The sequence below is a fragment of the Pseudomonas sp. CBS genome (genome assembly GCF_024734645.1).
GTDB lineage: Bacteria > Pseudomonadota > Gammaproteobacteria > Pseudomonadales > Pseudomonadaceae > Aquipseudomonas.
In genome coordinates this window covers 1,119,786-1,138,885 of sequence record NZ_CP102929.1, presented here as the reverse complement: position 1 = coordinate 1,138,885, position 19,100 = coordinate 1,119,786, and the positions used below count along the sequence as shown (strand labels likewise).

The window sequence follows — 19,100 nt, the reverse complement described above, 5'->3', positions numbered from 1 at the left end:
ATGAAAAGCCTATTGCCGATCAACAGCACGCAACTGGAACGGGCCATGGAGGCGGCGTTTTTCGATAAGACGATTGTCCCGCTGCGCGACCTCTACAACGCTGACACCTGCCCGGCGCACTTGCTGCACCAATTGGCCTGGGCCTGGTCGGTGGACCGCTGGGACAACAAATGGTCGGAAGCGGTTAAGCGCTCCGCTATCCGCTCGGCGTTCTACGTTCATGCTCACAAGGGCACTATCGGCGCGTTGCGTCGGGTGGTTGAACCGCTCGGGTATTTGATCGAAGTGCTGGAGTGGTGGCAGACCGTGCCAGAGGGCGTGCCCGGGACATTTGCCTTGAAGGTTGGGGTGCTGGAGACAGGCATCACCGAGGAAATGTACGAAGAGCTGACCTGGCTCATAGATGACGCCAAGCCGGTCAGTCGGCACATGACGGGGTTGGCGATCAGCCTGGAAAGCACCGGCACGGTATACATCGGCGTCAGCGTTTACGAAGGCGACGAACTCAGCGTTTACCCACCGACTCAGCGCGACATCGATGTCATCGGCTACTTTGCCGTCGGTGGCCGAGAACATCATATCGACACGATGGACATCTACTCATGACTGACCAAAACAGCCAGTTTTTTGCAATTCTCACCGCTGTGGGTGAAGCCAAACAGGCAAACGCAGACGCGCTAGGTGTGCCTTGGACGTTCTCTCAAATGGGCGTGGGTGATGCCAACGGCACTGACCCTATGCCGAGTCGTACGCAAACGAAACTCATCAATGAGCGCCGACGAGCGCCGCTGAACCAGGTCAAGGTTGATCCGAAAAATGCCAGCGTCATCATCGCCGAGCAGATCATCCCGGAAAATATCGGTGGTTGGTGGATTCGGGAAATTGGTCTGTATGACGCGGCCGGTGATCTGGTAGCTATCGCAAACTGCGCTCCAACATTTAAGCCGCTGCTCAGCCAGGGCTCGGGTCGTACGCAAGTTATTCGGATCAACCTGATCGTCAGCAGTACGTCGAACATTGAGTTGAAAATTGATCCTTCGGTTGTCCTGGCAACGCGGGAATATGTGGACACTTGGTTTCTCAACGTGTTGCCGGACACTAGGCCAGATGGCAGGTACACGCGGGTAAACATCAACAAACGCGGCATCGTCGTTAGCGGCGATAACCCTTCGACGTTTCAAGAGATGGGGCTCATTGGCGGTACCTTGTTAGATTCCATCAACATGGCCGATGCTAAAGCCATCTACATTCAGCCTGTGGGTTCGCCGTCCTGGGCAAGCGGCCTCATCGCTGGGAGCAACGGAGGCGAGAAAGGCGGGCTTGGTTTTACCGGAAGTTACAACACCATCACCTCGATGTTCATGGGGCTCGGCTCTACGCCCTGGGCGAGTGGCAATGGTATTCGAGTCACCTCCAACGGGGTCGATATAACTGGTCCGATCACCGGCGTCGGCTCGGGCCTGACCGGGCTCAAGTTTTCAGCCTTAACGGGAACCCCCAACTCGCTGGCAGGGTACGGAGTTCCGTTTACGAGTCAGGTCGAGGCTGAAACCGGAGCCGACACCAACAAGCCAATGAACGCTTTGCGGGTCTTTCAAGCCATTGCAGCAAAGGTGATTCAGGCCACTGAAAGCACACTCGGAATTGCGCGTATCGCCACCAAAACTTTGGTCGACGCAGGTGACGATGACAGCACCATCGTGACGCCGAAGAAACAACGCTGGGGCTTTAGGATCCTGATCGGTCGGGTCGGCTACATCGTCTTTCCGACTTGGCTGAAAGGCTGGATTGTTCAATGGAACGTGGGGGTTTCGCTCACGGGGTCAGCGATCAACACCACCTACTTCCCTATCCCATTCCCAACGGATGTTGGCGCTGTAGTCGTAGGTGCGTACAACAACAACGCTTCAGGCGACTACAGCGTTCGCCTGAGCGACGGCGTGGGCGGTGCAAGCGGCGCCGTGTATGCAGACCGCTTTACGACCTTCAACACCGGCGTAACGGGCTCGGCGGGGTTGAGTTATATCGCGGTAGGTACTTGAGGGGAAAACATGAACTACGCAACTTTTCACGCTGACGGAACGCTTCATCAACGCCTGATCAAGGGCACTCATGAAATCCCGAAAGGCGCCGTCGAAGTTGATGACGCCCTATGGTTAAGGCTCATCCGTGAAAACGATGGCATCTGGTCGATTGATGCTGACGGGAAGATCACTAAGCAAGTGTTGCCCTCAGTCCCTCAGACGCGCGAAGACATCGAGCGCCTGCGGCTTGCGGCTTATGCTGAGCCTGTTGTGGGATCTGACCGTTACTTCGCCGAAGCCAACCGTATGCAGGTCATGGGTGAGGCTGGCTGGGAGGCAGTGAGAGACGCCGGCATTGCTCGCTTCAACGAAATCCAAAAGCGCTTTCCGTGGACTGAGGAAGCTTCATAAGCCTGAGTCTTAACCCTTCAAGATTTTCTATAACTGATGTGAACCCCTAACCCCTCCTTGGGGTTTTTTTATGTCTGGAGATTGAACGTTATGAGTTTCTTCCACGGCGTCACCACGACTTCGGTTGATACCGGCGCACGCACCATCTCGCTGCCGTCGTCTTCCATTATCGGGCTGTGCGACACCTTCACCCCGGGCGAGCTGGGCGGCGGCACTGCCAAAGCCGGCGAGTTGAAGCTGATCACCACCGAGCGCGAAGCCATTGCCGCGTTCGGTGCTAATTCGGCGATCACCAAGGCTTGTAAAGCGATCTATACCAAGGCCAAGGCGGTAATCGTCGCTATCGGCGTACCGAAGCTGGAAGACGCGGCGCTGCAAACCTCGGCGATTATCGGCGGTGTTTTGGCATCGGGTCAGCGCACCGGCCTGCAAGCGTTGCTTGACGGCAAAAGCCTGTTCAACGCACAGCCGCGGTTGTTGATTGCACCGGGTCACACGGCTACTCAGGCGGTGGCCACCGCGCTTGATGGACTGGCGCAGAAACTGCGGGCTATCGGCATTCTTGATGGGCCTCGCACCACCGACGAGGCTGCCATGCTTTACGCCGATAACTTCGGCAGTCGCAACCTGTTCATGGTTGACCCCGGTGTTCAGTACTGGGACACCGAACTAAGCAAGACCGTCGACGCCCCGGGTTCAGCCTGGGCGGCGGGGTTGTTCGCCTGGACCGATGCGGAATACGGCTTCTGGGCCTCGCCGTCTAACAAGGAGTTCACCGGCATTACCGGCACGACCCGGGCTGTGGAGTATTTGGACGGTGACGCGACATGCCGTGCCAACCTGCTGAACAACGCCAATATCGCGACGATCATCCGCGATGACGGCTATCGCCTGTGGGGTAACCGCACCCTGTCGAGCGATCCGAAATGGGCGTTCGTTACCCGCGTTCGTACCCTGTTTATCCTCATGGATGCGGTGCAGGCCGGCCACAAGTGGGCGGTAGACCGCTCGATCACCAAGACTTACGTCAAGGATGTGACGGACGGCCTGGAAGCGTTCATGCGCGACCTGAAAGCCCAGGGCGCAATTATCAACTTCGAAGTGTTCCCGGACACCGAGCTGAACACGGCCAGCCAAATTGCCCAGGGCAAGGTTTATTGGCGCATCCGGTTCACCGACGTGCCGCCGGCCGAAAACCCGAATTTCCTTTTCGAAGTCACCGATCAGTGGATGACCGAAGTTCTTGAAGCAGCCTAAGGGGCACCGTCAATGATTCCTCAAACTTTGTTTAACACGAACCTGTTTGTCGACGGCGTGAACTTCGCCGGCGACGTGCCTAGCCTGACGCTGCCCAAGCTGACCAGCAAAACCGATGAATATCGGGCAGGCGGCATGGCCGGTGCCATTGAGATGGACCAAGGCCTGGAGAAAATGGAGGCGTCCTTTGTTACCAAGGGCGTGCGCCGTGAGTCGCTGAAGTACTTCGGCCTGGCCGATGGCACCGCTTTTAACGCGACGTTCCGGGGCGCCTTCAGGGGGCAGAAAGGGGCTGTGACGGCCGTTGTCGCCACCTTGCGCGGTCGTCTCAAAGAGGTCGACCTGGGCGACTGGAAAGCCGGTGATCCGGCCGAGATTAAATACGCCATCGCGGTCGCTTACTACAAGCTCGAAATCGACGGGCGCCTCATGTACGAAATCGACATGGTCGCCGGCGTGCAGGTGATCGACGGCAAAGACCAACTCCTCGAAGTGCGCAACGCGCTCGGCCTGTAAGGAATAGATCCAGATGAATCAAGCAACTGCTAAGAAAGTACCAGCCTGGCTGTCGCTCAGCGCGCTCGCTGCGGTCGTTACGCTAACGCGGCCAAGCAATGCCAACGGCGTGCTGGTCGAGACATTTACCTTGCGTGCCCCGGCCGTGCGCGAAGTGCGGGCAGCCGATAAGGCGTCGAATGGCGACGAGGAACAGCGTGAGCTGATGCTGTTCGCTGGCTTGGCCGATGTGGGCGTTAAGGATCTTGAAGGCCTCAAGCTTGTGGACTATCGCCGTGTTCAAGCCGCTTATTCGCATCTGGTACCCGATACAGACTACACGGCGGTGATGCCATCGTGGCTGTCGGTCACCACCGATCAGGCCCTGGTTTCGCTTTCCTGCCCTAGTGAAATCAACGGGGTGTCGGTTGATAAATTGGCCCTGCGCTCCCCGACAGTGGGCGATGTGCGCGCGGCGAATCGTGATGCTGCCGGTGATGACGAACAGCGCGAGCTGGTGTTATTTGCGGCGCTGGCCGGTGCGCCGGTCGCGGATCTGGAGGGCCTGAAACTGGTGGATTTTAACCGCTTGCAGGCCGGCTATTTTCGTATGGACCAAGACGACGGGCTTTGATCCGGGCGTCATAAAAATGGCCGCGAAACGTCTGGCGGCGGAAACAGGATTTTCCGCCGCCGAGATTCAGTCAATGCCGTTTGCTGAGATGGTGTGGTGGCTCACGGATTGAGCTGCCGTCGGTAAGGCTGCGCAAATGGGGGCCAAGACATGGCTAACAAACTCGCCCTCGGGCTAGTGATTGGCGGCGCCGTCAGCTCGACGGTCGGCGCTGCATTCAAGGACGTTACGGGGCGAATCAAGCGCCTTGAGGCGGAAGGCAAAAAATCGCGTGTTCTGCAAAGTGCTATCGGCGACACGATTCGCCTGCGCGATGAGTGGAAGAAAGCCCACGATAGCGGTTCAGCAGGGGCTTCAAAGCTGCTGGGCCGGTTGAACTCCAACCTCGACAGTTTGAAAAAGCAGGGGATCGAGGTTGGCCGTTTGGAGAAGGCCTATCGGTCTATGGGGCAAGCGGCCAACAAAGCCGAGCTTAAAGCCAAGGGGCATCAGCAGCTTGATGCGGGTAAAGCTGGCATGAAAAGCGCTGTCGGCGCCGCTGTCGTGGGTGTCGGTGTTCTGGCTGTACCGACGAAGGTCAGCGCGGACTTTGGCGCCATTGTTCGTGACATCGCGATCAAGGCCGGCATTGCCAACAAGCCTCAAGAAAAGGAGATGTCGCGCAAGATCATCGACACTTCGCGTGACACCGGCATGGCGCGCAACGACGTGGCCGACGTGGTCAACCAGTTGGTTGGCGCCGGTATGGAGTTGAGCAAGGCCCTGGAATATGCGCCGGTCGCGGCCAAGTTTGTCGTGGGCCAGGGATCAAACGGTGTCGACACGGCGAAGATGATCAATGCCCTGGGGCAAAACGCCAAGATCACCGACCCCAAGCAGATGCAGCAGGCGCTGGAAGCAATTGCCTACCAAGGTCAGGCGGGCAGCTTCGAAGCGGCTGACATGGCTAAATGGTTCCCTGAACTGTTGGCCAACATGGGCAGCCTGGGCATCACTGGCATGGATGCGGTGACGCAGTTGGGGGCCATGCTGCAAGTGCAGATGAAGTCTGCCGGCGGCGCTGATGAGGCGGCCAACAACCTCAAAAACTGGATGGGAAAAATCGGCTCAGGCGAGACCGTCAAGGCGTATGCCAAGGCCGGTATCGACTACAAGGGCTCGATGCAGACCGGTTTGCAGAACGGTATGTCAACGCTGGAAACCAGCATGGCGTTGGCTCAGAAGTACATTCAAGCCACTGATCCCAAGCGTGCGGCAGCAATGGCCGAGGCGACGTCAAAAATCAGCAAGGAATCCGACCCGGAGAAAGCCAAGGCCATGATGGCCTCGCTGGAGGAATCCTTGCGCACTGGCGACCTGTTCGCTGACATGCAGGTGAAGGCCGCGCTGTCTGCCTACATGCAGAACAAGGCGCTGTACAGCCAGCTTAAAAACGATTCGCGCGATGCCACTGGCATCCTCGACAAAAACCTCAGCGAGCGGCGTGAGGCGTCGTCGCAGAAGTGGGCCGAGATGGCTCAGTCGATGGATGACGCCATGCGCAGCGTGGGGGACGCCCTGCGCCCAGTCACGGATACCGTGGCGGAAACGCTGACCCGAGTCACCAAGGGCATTACCTCGCTGTCTGACAGCGCGCCAGGGGTGGTGACGGGCATCGCGGCGGTTGGTGGCGGGTTGATTGCGCTCAAAGGCCTGTTTAGCTCGTTCAAAATCGCCAAAGGATTGCTCAACGTCGCGCGGGGCTCGTTGGGCGGCAAGTCCGGCGAAGTGCAAAAAGTCTTTGTGACCAACGCCGAGGACGGTAAGGGTGGCGGCGATGATGCCGAGCCCAAGGGCAAGGCCGGCAAAGCGCTGTCGTTGGTCGAGACCGGGCTCAAGGCGGTAGCGGCCTTTAAGGGCCAGCCTGTCGATGGCGACGACGAAGCGGATGGCGATGATGATAAGAAGCCCGGAAAATTCAACCTGATCGCGACTGGCCTCAAAGTGGTTTCGCTAGCTAAAGACGCTGTGTCTGGCGACGACGGCGGCGCGGGTGGTGATTCCGGGGCGGGTGACGACAGCGTTAAGAAGGTTTTCGTCGTTAACGCGAGTGCAATGGGAGGGGCCTCTGGAGGGCCAGGCGAAGCACGCCGGCGTGGTCGAGGTTCAAGGCGTAACCCCTCGCGCCGTCGGCCAACGCCACCTCGGGCGGGTGGTCCGCCACGACCTCCGGTCCCACGTCCGCCAGTGCCACGGCCTCCGGTGCCGGTCCCACGGCCACCTGTGCCAATCCCGCGCCCGCCGATTCCACCGGTACCGGTGCCTAGCGGCGCGATGGCCAGGCTTGGCGGGGTAGTGCAAGCAGTCGGTAAGATCGGCAAAGCCGCCAAGATGATACCCGGGGGCTCGCTGATGGAGGCCGGCGCCATGGCCTTCGACACCTATGAAAACGCCAAGACCAAGGACGAACAAGCCGAGGGTTATGGTGCGGCCGCCGGAAATCTTGCCGGCACTATGGCCGGCGCTGCGGCAGGGGCCGCTATTGGCTCAGTGGTGCCGATCATCGGCACCGCTATCGGCGGGCTGGTGGGCGCTTATTTGGGCAGCATGGGGGGCTCTGCGCTGGGCGGCGCAGCGGGTAAGTCGTGGTTTGGGGGGGATGACGAAAAGCCCGCTCCACCGGTAACGCCGTTGCTGATGGCGCCTCGGCCGGGGCCAGCTATTCCAAGCCTGGCCACTATGGGTAAGTCATTCAACGGCGCGAACGGCTCAGGTTCGCTGCTGATGGCTACGGCACCTCAGGTGCCGGCGATGGGGGATGCGGCTCGCTCCCTGGCAGTGTCTGCGCCGACCAAGTCGGCCGCTGTGGCAATTCAGCCGAAAGAGATGGAGAAGCCTGCACCGGCCAAAGTGGATCAGAAGTTTGAATATTCACTGAGCATGCCGGTAACAGTGCAAGGGGATGTGAAAGACCCGCAGCGCCTGGCGCAAGACCTCATGCCGCACATGCGCTTAATGATGGCGGATGCGGCGAAACAAAACGCTGCGAAGCTATACGACGAACCGCACCTGTAAGGAGGGCTCCATGGCTTACATGGAACAATTGCTGTCGGGCCTCAAGTACCTGGTCGAAGCTGGGGAGGCTGGACGGCGCAGTGCCGACGGCATGCTGGGGCCGGTCAACAGCGCAATTTCGGAATTAACCGGCGCCGCGTCCGAGCTGGAAAATATCCCGTTCGTGGGGCCGAGTGTCGGCGCCAAGCTACAGCGGGTAATGCGTGGCGTGGATGCAGCACAGTCCAAGGTCGGCCAGGTAGTAGCCGTGTACGGCCGTGCAACTCGGGCGGCCACCGAGGTGCAGGAGCGAATGGGTGCGCTGAAGGAACAGGCGGGCAAGGCTGCAACGGCGATCAACAAGATAGCCGGAAACGTCAGCCCGTCGCTGGCCAACATCGTGCCCACCAGTGCGTTTGCCACGGATGCCACCCCGGCGCCGGAAGCGGTAAAGCCGTTCCCGCACTTGCTGATTATCCAGCCGCGTGATCCCAAGGAGCAGCCCTACTACTTCAATCTGGACACGGCGGCCTTCGATGAACTTAGCCGTTCGACCGAATTCCGCTGGGCCTCACAAGAGCGCCTGTCGCGCCGCCCGGCGCAGCAGGCCGTAGGCATGGGAGACGAAAAGTTAACGCTCAAAGGGACGATTTACCCGGGCTTCAAGGGCGGGCTTAAGCAGCTCGACACGTTGCGCAGCATTGGGGCCAGGCTTCAGCCGTTGAGCCTGACCACGGGCTATGGCGATGTGATTGGCACCTGGTGCCTTAAAAGCATCAACGAGGAACAGGGCGCGCTATTGCACGGTGGGATTCCGCGTAAACAAGGGTTCAGTCTGGAGTTTGTGCGCTATGGCGACGACATGCAGAACGTCTGACGGGGACATGCTCGATGTCATTTGCCATAACGTTTATGGCCATCTGAACGGCAGCACCGAGGCGGTGCTGGACGCCAATCAGGGGCTGGCGGATGAGCCCCAGCCCTACCGAGCCGGTGTGGTGATCTACCTGCCGGATCTGCCGAGCCCGACCGGGGAGGGCGTCAGCTTGTGGGATTGACCTCGGGCGCTCCCGGCGCCGGCTGCCCGTCGCGTTACGCGTAACGACTATTTGTTTTTTACCCGCCATGCGCGGGCTTTTTTTGGACAAAATCCATGACCCCTATGTTTAGAATCGTGGCTGATGGAGCCGATGTTACGGCCAAAATCAATGACCGATTGTTGTTGCTTCGCACCTCTGACAAGCCCGGGATGGAGTCCGACGAGTTTGAGTTGCGCATTGATGACCGGGACGGCCAGGTGGTGCTGCCTCGGCGTGGCAGCTCTATCGAGATCTACCTGGGCTATGCCGAAACGTCCTTAGTGCGCTTGGGGCGTTACGCGGTGGATACGGTCGAAGTGTCGGGGCCGCCGGATACGATAGTGATTAAGGGCAAGGCCAGCGACATGCGCGGCAGTGGCAAGACCATCCGTAGCGGAAGTTGGGAGGATGTGCCGCTGTCGAAGATCGTGGCCGATATCGCGGCTCGCAATGGCTGGCAAGCGGTGTGCCCGGTGGCTACGAAAGTCGCCCGGGTGGACCAGCTCAACGAGTCCGATTTTAATTTCATTACGCGCCTGGCCAAGCAATACGACTGCACGGCCAAGGTGGCCGACGGCAAGCTGTTGGTGATGCCGCGTCAGGGTGGTCAGACAGCCAGCGGCAAGGCGTTTGGCGCGATTACCCTGACACGTAGCGACCTCAGCCGTTGGCAATTCAGCCTTGGGGATCGCAATTCGCACAAGGCCGTGGCGACCAAGCACCAGAACAAGAAGGACGGCAAGCTGGCAGTGGTCACCGTGGACAACGACGACGCCCCGGATGGCTTGCCGGCGGTGCATACCGATCGGCATATCTACCCGAACAAGACCGCCGCCGAGGCTGCCGCCAAAGCTCGGTTGGCGGCGTTCAATCGCTCGACCGCCGACGTGCGCTTCGAGATGCCTGGCCGGACAGATATTTTTGCAGAGCGCCTGATCAACGCCCTGGGCTTCAAGGTCGGCCTTGATGGTGAGTATTTGGCGGACTCGGTGGAGCAGGTGTTCACCCAATCCGGCTGGTCGACCACTGTTGAGTGCAATGCCGGCAAGAAGGGCAAATCCAAGGGCAAGGCAAAGAAAGCTAAACCCCCGCTCAAGGTCGTGAACGTGAACGCGCCTTAAAGCATACATCGCCGCCTCAGGGCGGTTTTTTTATATCTGGAGTTTGTATGTCCGTCACCGAACAACAGCTGCAACGCATCATGCCGAACGCCCGCCGCCATGCGGGCGTTTTTGTATCTGCCCTCAATACGGCGATGGTCAATCGGCAAATCAACACACCGAAGCGTCAGGCTGTGTTCCTGGCCCAGGTCGGTCATGAGTCGGGTCAACTGCAGTACGTCCGCGAGCTGGGGGGTGATCAGTACCTGAGCAAATACGACACCGGCAACCTGGCTACGAAGCTCGGTAATACCCCGGAAGCCGATGGTGATGGTCAGCGCTACCGTGGCCGTGGACTGATCCAGATCACCGGCCACGACAACTATCTGCGCTGCAGCCTGGCACTGTTCGGTGATGAGCGATTGCTGCGCACCCCCGAGCTGCTCGAGCAGCCGCAATGGGCAGCAGAGTCGGCGGCGTGGTTCTGGTCCGTGAATGGGCTGAATGCGCTCGCGGATCAAGACCAGTTCAACACCATCACCCGCCGGATCAATGGGGGCCTCAATGGCCTGGAGGATCGGCTGCAGCTGTGGGCCAGGGCGAGGGCGGTGCTATGCGTTTCCTCGATCTGATCCCCGCGCAGTTCCGTATCGCTGCCGTCGGCGTGCTGTTGTTGATGGTGATTGCCGGATCTGCTGCGTTGGCCTGGACAGCCCAGGACTGGCGTTATGGCCGCGAGCTGGAGCGCCAGGCCCGGCTGCAGGCGGACACCCTTAACGAGTTATCCCAAGCGTCTGCCGCCGTGCAGCGTACCGAGCAGGACAAGCGCCTGGCTCTGGAACAGCGTCTGCAGAACAAAGACGAAACCCACTACAAGGAATTGACCGATGAGCAAACCAAGCAGGCTCGTCTGCGTGATCGCCTGGCTACTGCTGATCTGCGGCTGTCAGTCGTACTCGCCGCCACCGAAACCGCCGGCAGCTGTTCAATGTCAGCTACCACCGCCACCGGCCGCGTGGTTCATGGCACCACTAGAGCCCAACTTGACCCAGCGCATGCTCAACGAATTATTGGAATCACCGATACCGGCGACCAAGGATTGATCGCCCTGCGGGCCTGTCAGGCCTACGCGAAAGAAATTTCTACACCGAAGTAAAAGGAGCGGCCGGGCAGGATGCGTCAACATCCAACCCGGCCACCTTCCCCGCAGAACGTCCCTGCAAGTCCAGCCAAAGCTCCTGCTTCGTGCACAAAGCGGAGCGAGCCTATAACTGTTTATCCATACAGAAAAGGTCTTGCTTTCATAAGTCCACACCCATCATCCCCTGGATGGGCGGCAAACGCCGCCTGGCCGGCCGCCTTATCCCACTCTTCCCACCTCTCGAATGCTATGTCGAAGTTTTTGCAGGCTCCACAATCTACTTCCTGCGCCCCCTGGCAGCGCCGGTTGAAGTCTTGAACGACATCAACGGCGACCTGGCGACACTGTACCGCTTCGTGCAGAACCACCTGGAAGAATTTGTGCGCCAGGTCAAATGGGCGCTCAGTTCTAGCAAGGTGTTCGAGTTGCAGAAGATGTCCCTCCCTGAAACTCTCACAGATATCCAGTGCGCCGTTTGCTTTTTTTTCCTTCAGCATCATGCCTGTCTTGCCAGGTCATGGGGAGTCGATTGGTACCGCCACAACGAGTTTTGCGACCCACCTTTCGCACATAAGAAAATATGTGCGCAGTTCGTCTTTTCTGACAGGTTCTGAAATTCGAATCAAGGGCGCTCTCAAACGCTATGTTTCTCAACTCAAACACATTTTGCTTGCGTCAAAATTTATTGCTGCGGAGCTTTCATCCCACTGGTGCTTCCCGGTTAGATCTACAAAGCTATCATGAAACTTGCAAGAGCCAATGCAACGAAAAGGTGGATTTTTTGGGGGGGAGGGCGGTGATTTGTTCAGCCTAGAGAAGATGAATAAGATTTTTTTGTAAAAAAAATGCCTACGTCTTGTGTGTGTCACTAAAAGCAGTTTCACTAGGAGTATTTGAAGCAATATGCCGATTTCCGTTAGCCAAGGAGCATGGATGCATGCCAATAGCTTATGATTTAACTCAACTGGACGCTCATTCATTTGAGCATATGATTAATTTTCTCGCGCTCAAAGTGCTAGGGCAGGGGGTGACAGGATTTTCGCAAGGAGCGGACGGAGGTAGGGATGGTTATTTAATCGGTGAAGCGCCATACCCTACATCAACTGATCGTTGGCATGGCAAGTGGTTCATACAGTGCAAATTTCACAAGCCGCATTTATCCAAGAATCCTCAAGCATGGTTGATTAACGAAGTTAAGAAGGAAATAGAGGCTTTTGAGAATTCGGAAGATCGGTCTGTTCCAGATATCTGGATCATAGCAACGAATATAGAGCCTTCTGGGAACTCTAGAACAGGTGCTTATGACTCGATAAAGAAGTTGGTGGGGGAATACTTTGGGGCGGAATTTAAGTTTGATGTTTGGGGCGGACGAAAGGTTTTAGATTTTCTTGCGGACAACCCATCCGCCGCCTCTTATTATGGGCACTTTTTAACTCCTGGAAACGTTTTAACAGCTCTTTATGAACAGATAGGTGACTCCGTTGCTCAGATTAAAACTATAATAAATTGCTTAATTTTAGATCAGTTTAATGATCAGATTTATACAAAGCTTGAGCAAGCTGGATCTTTGGTTGTTCGTCCTAAAATTCATGAACTATTCGTTGATCTACCTGTATATTGTGGTTTTAGTGATATTGAATTAGATATAATGGAGACGCTGGTTGCAACTTCGGCGAATGCTCATAGACCAACAGTATGGAAATCCTTTGGAGAAGGCTGGAGGGATTGGGCTAACGTACCGAAACGTGCCAGAGTTATCGTGCTTAAGGGAGGGCCTGGGCAGGGTAAGTCGACAGCTGGGCAGTTTTACTCCCAAGTTCAAAGGGCTGCTCTAATTCTTGAGCCCGATGCTCCTTTAGTGATGCCAGATGTCCTAGAGATTGCAAGCGAGTTTATAGCTAGAGCCGATCAGTTAAACTTTAAGCCTACTATTCCTCGGATTCCTGTAAGTGTTGAGTTGAAGGATTTCGCCACCTGGTATGGTGCTCGAAAGGCCAGCGAGTCGAAAGGCGTGATTGCCTACTTGTGCGAAAAGTTGACTCAGAAAATAGATCAGAAAGTTGAGGGGGGGACTCTGAAGCGTGCTTTTGCGTTACGGAGTTGGTTCTTTAACTTTGATGGTCTTGATGAGGTTCCTAATGATGTAAAGGATGATGTGGCATATGAGATTACTCGACTGGTGAATACAATTCTGCCTGAGTTAGATGCGGATGTACTTGTCCTGTGCACCACGCGCCCTCAGGGATACTCTGGACAGTTTGAGCAACTAAGAGCTTCCATGCTTGAACTTACTACTCTCCCCCCGATTGTAGCTTTAAAGTGTGCGGAAGGAGTTATTAGGTTTGGCCGTACTGAGAAGGAAAGCGCTGATGCTGTTGAAACTCTAAATTCAGCTATGGCATCTCCTCAAGTTCGTGAGTTAATGACTACTCCTCTCCAATCACACATCATGGCCGTGGTTGTTCGTGATGGAGGGCGACCGCCTGAGAAAAGATGGGAGCTATTTGATAACTTTTATCAGATCATGAAAAGGCGTGAAAGTTTAAAAAACTTTCCTGATGTTAGAATATCTCAACTGCTCAGAGAAAATAGCACTTTATTGAAGGCTATTCATGCACGGCTCGGCGTGATGCTACATGCCCGTGCAGAAACAAGCCAAGGCGCGGACACTACTCTGGAAAGATCCGAGTTTTGTGAGCTCGCAAGGCAAACTACTGAGCGATACGTTGAGGAAAATGTCGACGATCTGGTGGAGACTTTAATGGAGGCTACTGTAGAGAGGCTAGTATTTGTTAATACGCCTGAAAGTAGTACTACCTTGAGGTTTGATATACGCCAGCTTCAAGAGTTTTTTGCGGGTGAGTTTGTTTACTCAAACGTGGATCCGTCTATTTTACGTGCTCGCTTAGAAGTTATTGGCGGGGATTCGCACTGGCGGGAGGTAATGCATTTTACGATCAGTGCATTAGTGGTAAATATGCGGCCTACAGAGTTGGCTATCGCGCTAGAAGTTATTTGTGCTATAGATGACAGCGACGCCTCTCATCATATAAGAATACTTAGGAGGAGAATGGGGGTAGGCGCACTCTTGGCTTTACGTTTGCTAAGTGAGGGTGTTCTTGAACAAGACAAGCTAGTGAGATCGAAGTTCAAAGAGGCTCTTTCGCCGATATATGCAATGTTGGATTCTGAAGTATTGGGTGATATAGCATCTATTTTTCATTCAAACTCAATTTCCTTTTTGTTAAATTGCATGATAGATGCGCTCTTTGAGTATAGCGAGCCGGAGCAAATAGGCGCCGCTGTAGTTTTGGCAATGAGACTTCCTGATACTCACCTTAGAAAGGTTGATGTTAGCTCTAAAATATTTGGTAGTTCTTCGTTGTACATACAACGAATTTTCAGATCCCTTTTGTCACATCATTATCGGCTTCAAAGGGGAGGAGGTATCGAGTCGAGCGATTGGTTTTTGGAAGGCGCTGTGAAGCTAATTATGCTTGAGAATCCAAAAGGCTATGATTTGGAGAGTGCTGTAAGATATATTAGGCTATCTCGTCGCGTAGGCGAAAGGCTAGCTGGTTTTGGATTGACCGCGGATGAAGTTAAACTATTTTCAGTCCTGCTCGAGGCAGATGAAGGTTACGAAGACCTTAGGAAGCAAGGGTTTGAAAGGGCTGGGTTAACACTTGCCGCTCGCAAGTACAATTGGCACTCTAAGACTTATCCAGATTTATTTGAATTTGATACAAGTGCTGTTGCTACCAAGTCTCCGGTACTATTGATGGTGGCTGCTGTGGTGGAGTTTTCAAAGAAGCAACGTATAGAAGATTTGCGTAAGGTTTTAGTGGCGCATTTAGAATATTCTTTGGGGGAAGACTTTTTGTCTGCTCATACTCAAGCTTTGCTCCCTATAAGATTTGAGTTTGCGTCGTTTGAATCGCAAATTTTGCGGCTTGACCAAATTGATCAAGGTACTTTAGATGAAGTACTTAAGGCCGAAGAGTCAGAAATCTTAGATTTACCTCGTTTACATTTAATACTTGATGTGGGCAATATTGATAGTTGGCATAAAGTAAAGGAGATATCTTTGTTTCATCCTGAGCTTGCTATATCGATGTGGTTGCAGTCATCATACTTTTCTCGAATGGAATTAGTTGTAGATTCCGAGCCTGCCCGGTTGTTCTTTTATGAGCTCGCTAAGCTTAATCCTAAAGTTATGCTCATGCACTTTAGCTCCTGGGGATATGTTTTTGAATTCTTACCAGAATATGAGTTGGAGCTTCGATCCATCTTCTTGACGCACGTCGGACTCTATAGGCCTCATTTTGAACGTTCTGAGAATAAGCCTTTTGTTATAAGGTTGCCTGAGGAGTTGGAGTTTTTACCACTGGTAGCTCAGGAGGCACTTACTAAAAGAGAGCTAATGCCTTATTCTAATGCTAGTGAATTTTGTATTGAAGATATGTTCAAAGAATATGGCATAGATGATGGTGTTTTAGAATCAATCTATAGAGGTTCGGAGTACTCCATTAAAATTCGGGCCGCAGCTTTTAGTTGTTATATGGCTCGTGCTGAGGATGAAGGCAATACAGTGGAGCACGATTTTTTCATAAATGGATTAGATAAGCTGGCCGTTGAGTTTTCCGAACAGGTATTACCTGGTTGGTATTTGGGAAGTTTAATATTTGCACTCGAGTGTTTTGATCAGCAGAAGCTTTCCGTAATGGAGTTTGTTGGTAAGATTTTGTATGGTTATAGAGAAAATTACGGCGCCCGCGTGTCGCTGCAGGAATTGCTTTCAAAATGGCGAGAACGCTCTAATGCCCCGGTTAACTCGCGGGGACTTTTGTCTAATTGGCTGAATGAATGAACTATCATTCCTGCACGAGGAGTAGAAATTACTATTTAGAAAAGTGTGGGGTTTGAGAGGCAAAGTCGGAATGGCCTGTGATATACAGGCCAGTTCAGACAATAATGGACGTGCTCAGTTGTATGGATGTGATGCCGGCGCCCTTTAGGTCTAAATAGCTGGAAGCAATCTACAGAGTTTGATGCGAAAAGCTGACGACATTGAGAACCTGAGCGCTCTCTATCACAGGCTATTTCGTCGGACTTTGGCCAGGCCTTGTTTAATGTGCCCAGCGTTTTCACCAATTATAAATAGGGCTCCGCGCACGTTGTTAGAAGTTTCAATAAATCCTTGGTTCTCGATTTGAAGTGTCAATTCCATTAGTCCCGCTTCTAGTGCCAGTTGATTCTCATAAATTCTTTCGAGCAAATCACTAAGCGAATATTCTTTGGACATGTGCGCAGCTCCATTAGGGGAGAATTAGTATAGCGTATGGCGTGCTAAGTGCTTAGGAACCGTTGGGAGCGCAAAACCTGATGCATCGCGATGTGTAGTGGTCAACTCATCCCGCACACGGTTTTGAGTTTCTCTTCCGTTTTCGCTGGAGCCAATCCATCGTTAAATTGATGAGGTCGGATCCAGTTGTAGTGATACATCAGGTACTGGCTAATGTCTCTCTGAGCCTGGTGGCCGGTCATGTAGCCAGTGGTTGGTATCCACTCTGTTTTTCAAGCTGCGAAAAACCCGCTCCATCGGCGCATTATCCCAGCAGTTTCCTCGGCGGCTCATACTCTGACGTATGCGATAACGTCACAGCCGCTGGCGAAAGTTGCGGCTCCCATATTGCGATCCCTGGTCTGAGTGAAATAGCAGGCCTTGCGGCTTGCCACGCTGCTCGTAAGCCACGTCCAACGCCTTGATCACCAAGTCTGCATCCGGCTTTTCTGATAACGCCCAGCCCACCACTCGGCGAGCGTAAAGATCCATGACAACCGCAAGGTAGTGCCATTTCCCCTGTGCCCAGATGTAGGTGATGTCGCCGTACCAGACCTGTTTGGGCGCTTCGACAACAAATTCGCGGTTCAATATATTTGGGATATCCGGCCGCTCGACTGTCGCCTTTTTATAGGCGTGTGATCCTGGATGCTTGCTGACCAACTCCAGCTCACGCATCAGCCTGCGTACCTTAAACCGTCCAATTTGCTCACCTTCTTCTTGCATCATCAACGTGATGCTTCGACTGCCGGGAGCACTTCGGCCCTGGGTGAACAACTCGCTCACTCGGCTACGCAGCCTGAGCCGCTCAACATCTGGTGTTCGCCGCCTTAGACGATGCGCGTAGTACCCCGAACGAGCGACCTCAAACGCCTCGCACAAGCAGTCAACAGGCTCATGGACGCTTAGCTGATTGATCAGCGCGTACGCTCGAGATCTTCCGACATCAAGAGCGCGGTAGCCTTTTTTAATATTGATTTCTCGCGCTCGAGGCGAGCAATCCGAGCTTCCAACTCCTGGATTTTTTGCTGCTCTGGTGTCAGGGCCTTGCTCTGGGGCGTGACGCCGGTGCGCTCTTGCTGAAGCTGGTCGACCCAGCGGCGCAGCGCCGACTCCCCAACACTCAGTGAACGACTGGCTTCGATGAAGCTGTAGTTTTGCTTGAGCACGAGGTCGGCAGCTTCGCGTTTGAATTCAGCCGTAAAGGAGCGGCGTTATTTGGTCATCTGACACCTCGATCTGGCGAGTATTCTCGCCTAAATGGGTGTCCGGTTTCATTAGACCACTACATTGGGGGTGTGGTAGATAGGTGAAAAGAGCACGATGCCTATCTAAGCGTCTTTTCAAAATCACCATCTATGACCGAGTTCGGCTTACGACTTTCGAAGTAGAAAAAATTGAGAGGGGTATGCCATAGCTATGTAAAAACGATTGGCGTCGATTGCATTTCTGTACTATAGCTTTATGGACCAGGCACCTCCTAATTTTTACTCGCATGCTAGCAGGTTGACTGGCAACTAAAATCTTCCGTCGGTCAATAACTCGAGTGAGAATGAAAATGGCAGAGAAAAAGACTGTGGTTCTTTTGTCTGGAGGCTTAGATTCAGTTGTGCTCGCGCACAAATTGAAAAAGGAAAAATACGCGGTTCGGGCGATTACTGTGAACACTGGTTTTTTGTCCAATAACTATGAGATTGCTTGTGCTAAAGCAGCCGCTTTGGATTTAGATATTCCAATTGAAGTTTTATCGGCACCAGGGTTGTCTGATCTAGTCGCTGGGTTTTATCCTCCAGGTGTTCTACCGATGATTGATTGGGACAAAAGTCGTCCTCTTGATCCTGTACCAAATTCTGCCTATGTTTCGGGGTTTTATATTCTCGCGGCTATTGCAAGTTTTTATGCTCAGCTTCTTGGGGCATCTACTGTACAAGTTGCCGTGATTAAAGAGCAGGTTAAGTCTCGTAAAGGGTTTAATTCTTTTTTCTCTAAGTGGGGTGAAGTTGTAAGTTCACTGAATGCTAATAGCAAGGTTGAGTTGGTTGCTCCTTTTTCTGGTCTTGAAAAATCTGAAGTCGTCAAACTCGGGAAAAAACTTGGTGTTGACTTTACAAAGACGTGGAGTTGCTATGGTGATGGCAGGTTTCATTGTGGCGTTTGTGCCGGCTGTATCTCGCGGAAAACTGCTTTTGTAGAAAGTAAAATAAAAGATAGTACCTCATACCTGGAATGATATCTTGGGGGCGGGTTTTTAAAGCGTAAATATTAAAAGTGGAAGGCTCTGGTTGAAGACGAGGTCATGGTGTAAGTGCCATGACCGAAGCAACTAGTGATTAGCTGACCGTCACCAGAGCTTCTTTGTTATCGCTCAATATTGAAAGGCATGGTTGCGCTGCTACCATCACCGATGGTGTGGGTATGAAGGGAAGCACGCTGTAAATTTTCTACAAGGCAGTAAGCTTTCAGCGAATCATCCAAGCTGGCTGGGGCGTTGGTGAGTGACTGCATCCAAATCATCAACGGACACGGTAGGGAGGGTCGATGCTGCGGTAATAGACTGATTTTCGAGCCATAGCAGTCGGGAG

The 19,100-nt window shown here is 53.9% G+C and carries 15 protein-coding genes and 3 pseudogenes; 16 read left to right on the top strand and 2 right to left on the bottom strand.

The features are described from left to right. From NVB75_RS05020 to NVB75_RS04950, 15 genes and pseudogenes are all read left to right on the top strand, one after another. Nucleotides 1–606, top strand: coding sequence for a phage tail protein I (locus tag NVB75_RS05020; protein WP_258346274.1), 606 nt, complete (start codon nucleotides 1–3; stop codon nucleotides 604–606). After that, a complete protein-coding gene (locus NVB75_RS05015; protein WP_258346273.1) occupies nucleotides 603–2,042 on the top strand; it encodes a phage tail protein in 1,440 nt (479 codons plus the stop codon). The genes NVB75_RS05020 and NVB75_RS05015 overlap by 4 nt, the downstream gene beginning before the upstream one ends. A 9-nt stretch (nucleotides 2,043–2,051) precedes the next feature. Next, nucleotides 2,052–2,435, top strand: coding sequence for a hypothetical protein (locus tag NVB75_RS05010; protein WP_258346272.1), 384 nt, complete (start codon nucleotides 2,052–2,054; stop codon nucleotides 2,433–2,435). 90 nt (nucleotides 2,436–2,525) lie between these two features. Beyond that, the gene (locus NVB75_RS05005; RefSeq protein WP_073453777.1) at nucleotides 2,526–3,692 is read left to right on the top strand and encodes a phage tail sheath family protein; all 1,167 of its coding nucleotides are present in this window, start codon (nucleotides 2,526–2,528) and stop codon (nucleotides 3,690–3,692) included. 12 nt (nucleotides 3,693–3,704) lie between these two features. After that, nucleotides 3,705–4,208, top strand: coding sequence for a phage major tail tube protein (locus NVB75_RS05000; RefSeq protein ID WP_258346271.1), 504 nt, complete (start codon nucleotides 3,705–3,707; stop codon nucleotides 4,206–4,208). Between the two features lie 13 nt (nucleotides 4,209–4,221). Further along, a pseudogene (locus tag NVB75_RS33300) lies at nucleotides 4,222–4,497 on the top strand (phage tail assembly protein); the annotation flags it as partial. A 39-nt stretch (nucleotides 4,498–4,536) separates the two neighbouring features. Beyond that, nucleotides 4,537–4,821 (top strand): phage tail assembly protein, encoded by a 285-nt coding sequence (locus NVB75_RS33295; protein WP_258348533.1) that lies wholly within the window; start codon nucleotides 4,537–4,539, stop codon nucleotides 4,819–4,821. 150 nt (nucleotides 4,822–4,971) lie between these two features. Continuing rightward, on the top strand, nucleotides 4,972–7,875 hold the full coding sequence (locus NVB75_RS04985) for a phage tail tape measure protein (protein WP_258346270.1): 2,904 nt from the start codon (nucleotides 4,972–4,974) through the stop codon (nucleotides 7,873–7,875). 10 nt (nucleotides 7,876–7,885) lie between these two features. Next, nucleotides 7,886–8,731: a phage tail protein gene (locus tag NVB75_RS04980; RefSeq protein ID WP_073453784.1), complete on the top strand. Its 846-nt coding sequence runs from the start codon at nucleotides 7,886–7,888 to the stop codon at nucleotides 8,729–8,731. Continuing rightward, on the top strand, nucleotides 8,706–8,912 hold the full coding sequence (locus NVB75_RS04975) for a tail protein X (RefSeq protein WP_032888644.1): 207 nt from the start codon (nucleotides 8,706–8,708) through the stop codon (nucleotides 8,910–8,912). The genes NVB75_RS04980 and NVB75_RS04975 overlap by 26 nt, the downstream gene beginning before the upstream one ends. 95 nt (nucleotides 8,913–9,007) lie before the next feature. Further along, nucleotides 9,008–10,054, top strand: a complete 1,047-nt coding sequence (locus NVB75_RS04970) for a phage late control D family protein (protein ID WP_258346268.1) — start codon at nucleotides 9,008–9,010, stop codon at nucleotides 10,052–10,054. A gap of 47 nt (nucleotides 10,055–10,101) precedes the next feature. Then, the gene (locus NVB75_RS04965; RefSeq protein WP_258346266.1) at nucleotides 10,102–10,665 is read left to right on the top strand and encodes a glycoside hydrolase family 19 protein; all 564 of its coding nucleotides are present in this window, start codon (nucleotides 10,102–10,104) and stop codon (nucleotides 10,663–10,665) included. Next, nucleotides 10,647–11,189, top strand: a complete 543-nt coding sequence (locus NVB75_RS04960) for a lysis system i-spanin subunit Rz (RefSeq protein WP_258346265.1) — start codon at nucleotides 10,647–10,649, stop codon at nucleotides 11,187–11,189. The genes NVB75_RS04965 and NVB75_RS04960 overlap by 19 nt, the downstream gene beginning before the upstream one ends. 173 nt (nucleotides 11,190–11,362) lie before the next feature. Next, nucleotides 11,363–11,753 (top strand): annotated as a pseudogene (locus NVB75_RS04955) (DNA adenine methylase); the annotation flags it as partial. A 358-nt stretch (nucleotides 11,754–12,111) separates the two neighbouring features. Further along, complete coding sequence (locus tag NVB75_RS04950) at nucleotides 12,112–16,044, top strand: NACHT domain-containing NTPase (RefSeq protein ID WP_258346264.1); 3,933 nt, start codon at nucleotides 12,112–12,114, stop codon at nucleotides 16,042–16,044. A 222-nt stretch (nucleotides 16,045–16,266) separates the two neighbouring features. Here NVB75_RS04950 and NVB75_RS04945 read toward each other — a convergent pair whose 3' ends face one another. Beyond that, a complete protein-coding gene (locus tag NVB75_RS04945) occupies nucleotides 16,267–16,479 on the bottom strand; it encodes a hypothetical protein (protein WP_258346263.1) in 213 nt (70 codons plus the stop codon). Nucleotides 16,480–16,580: 101 nt separating this feature from the next. Beyond that, a pseudogene (locus tag NVB75_RS04940) lies at nucleotides 16,581–17,687 on the bottom strand (IS3 family transposase). Between the two features lie 383 nt (nucleotides 17,688–18,070). Between NVB75_RS04940 and NVB75_RS04935 the strand changes: the two are divergent. Beyond that, the gene (locus NVB75_RS04935; protein WP_258346262.1) at nucleotides 18,071–18,748 is read left to right on the top strand and encodes a 7-cyano-7-deazaguanine synthase; all 678 of its coding nucleotides are present in this window, start codon (nucleotides 18,071–18,073) and stop codon (nucleotides 18,746–18,748) included. Nucleotides 18,749–19,100: the final 352 nt, after the last annotated feature.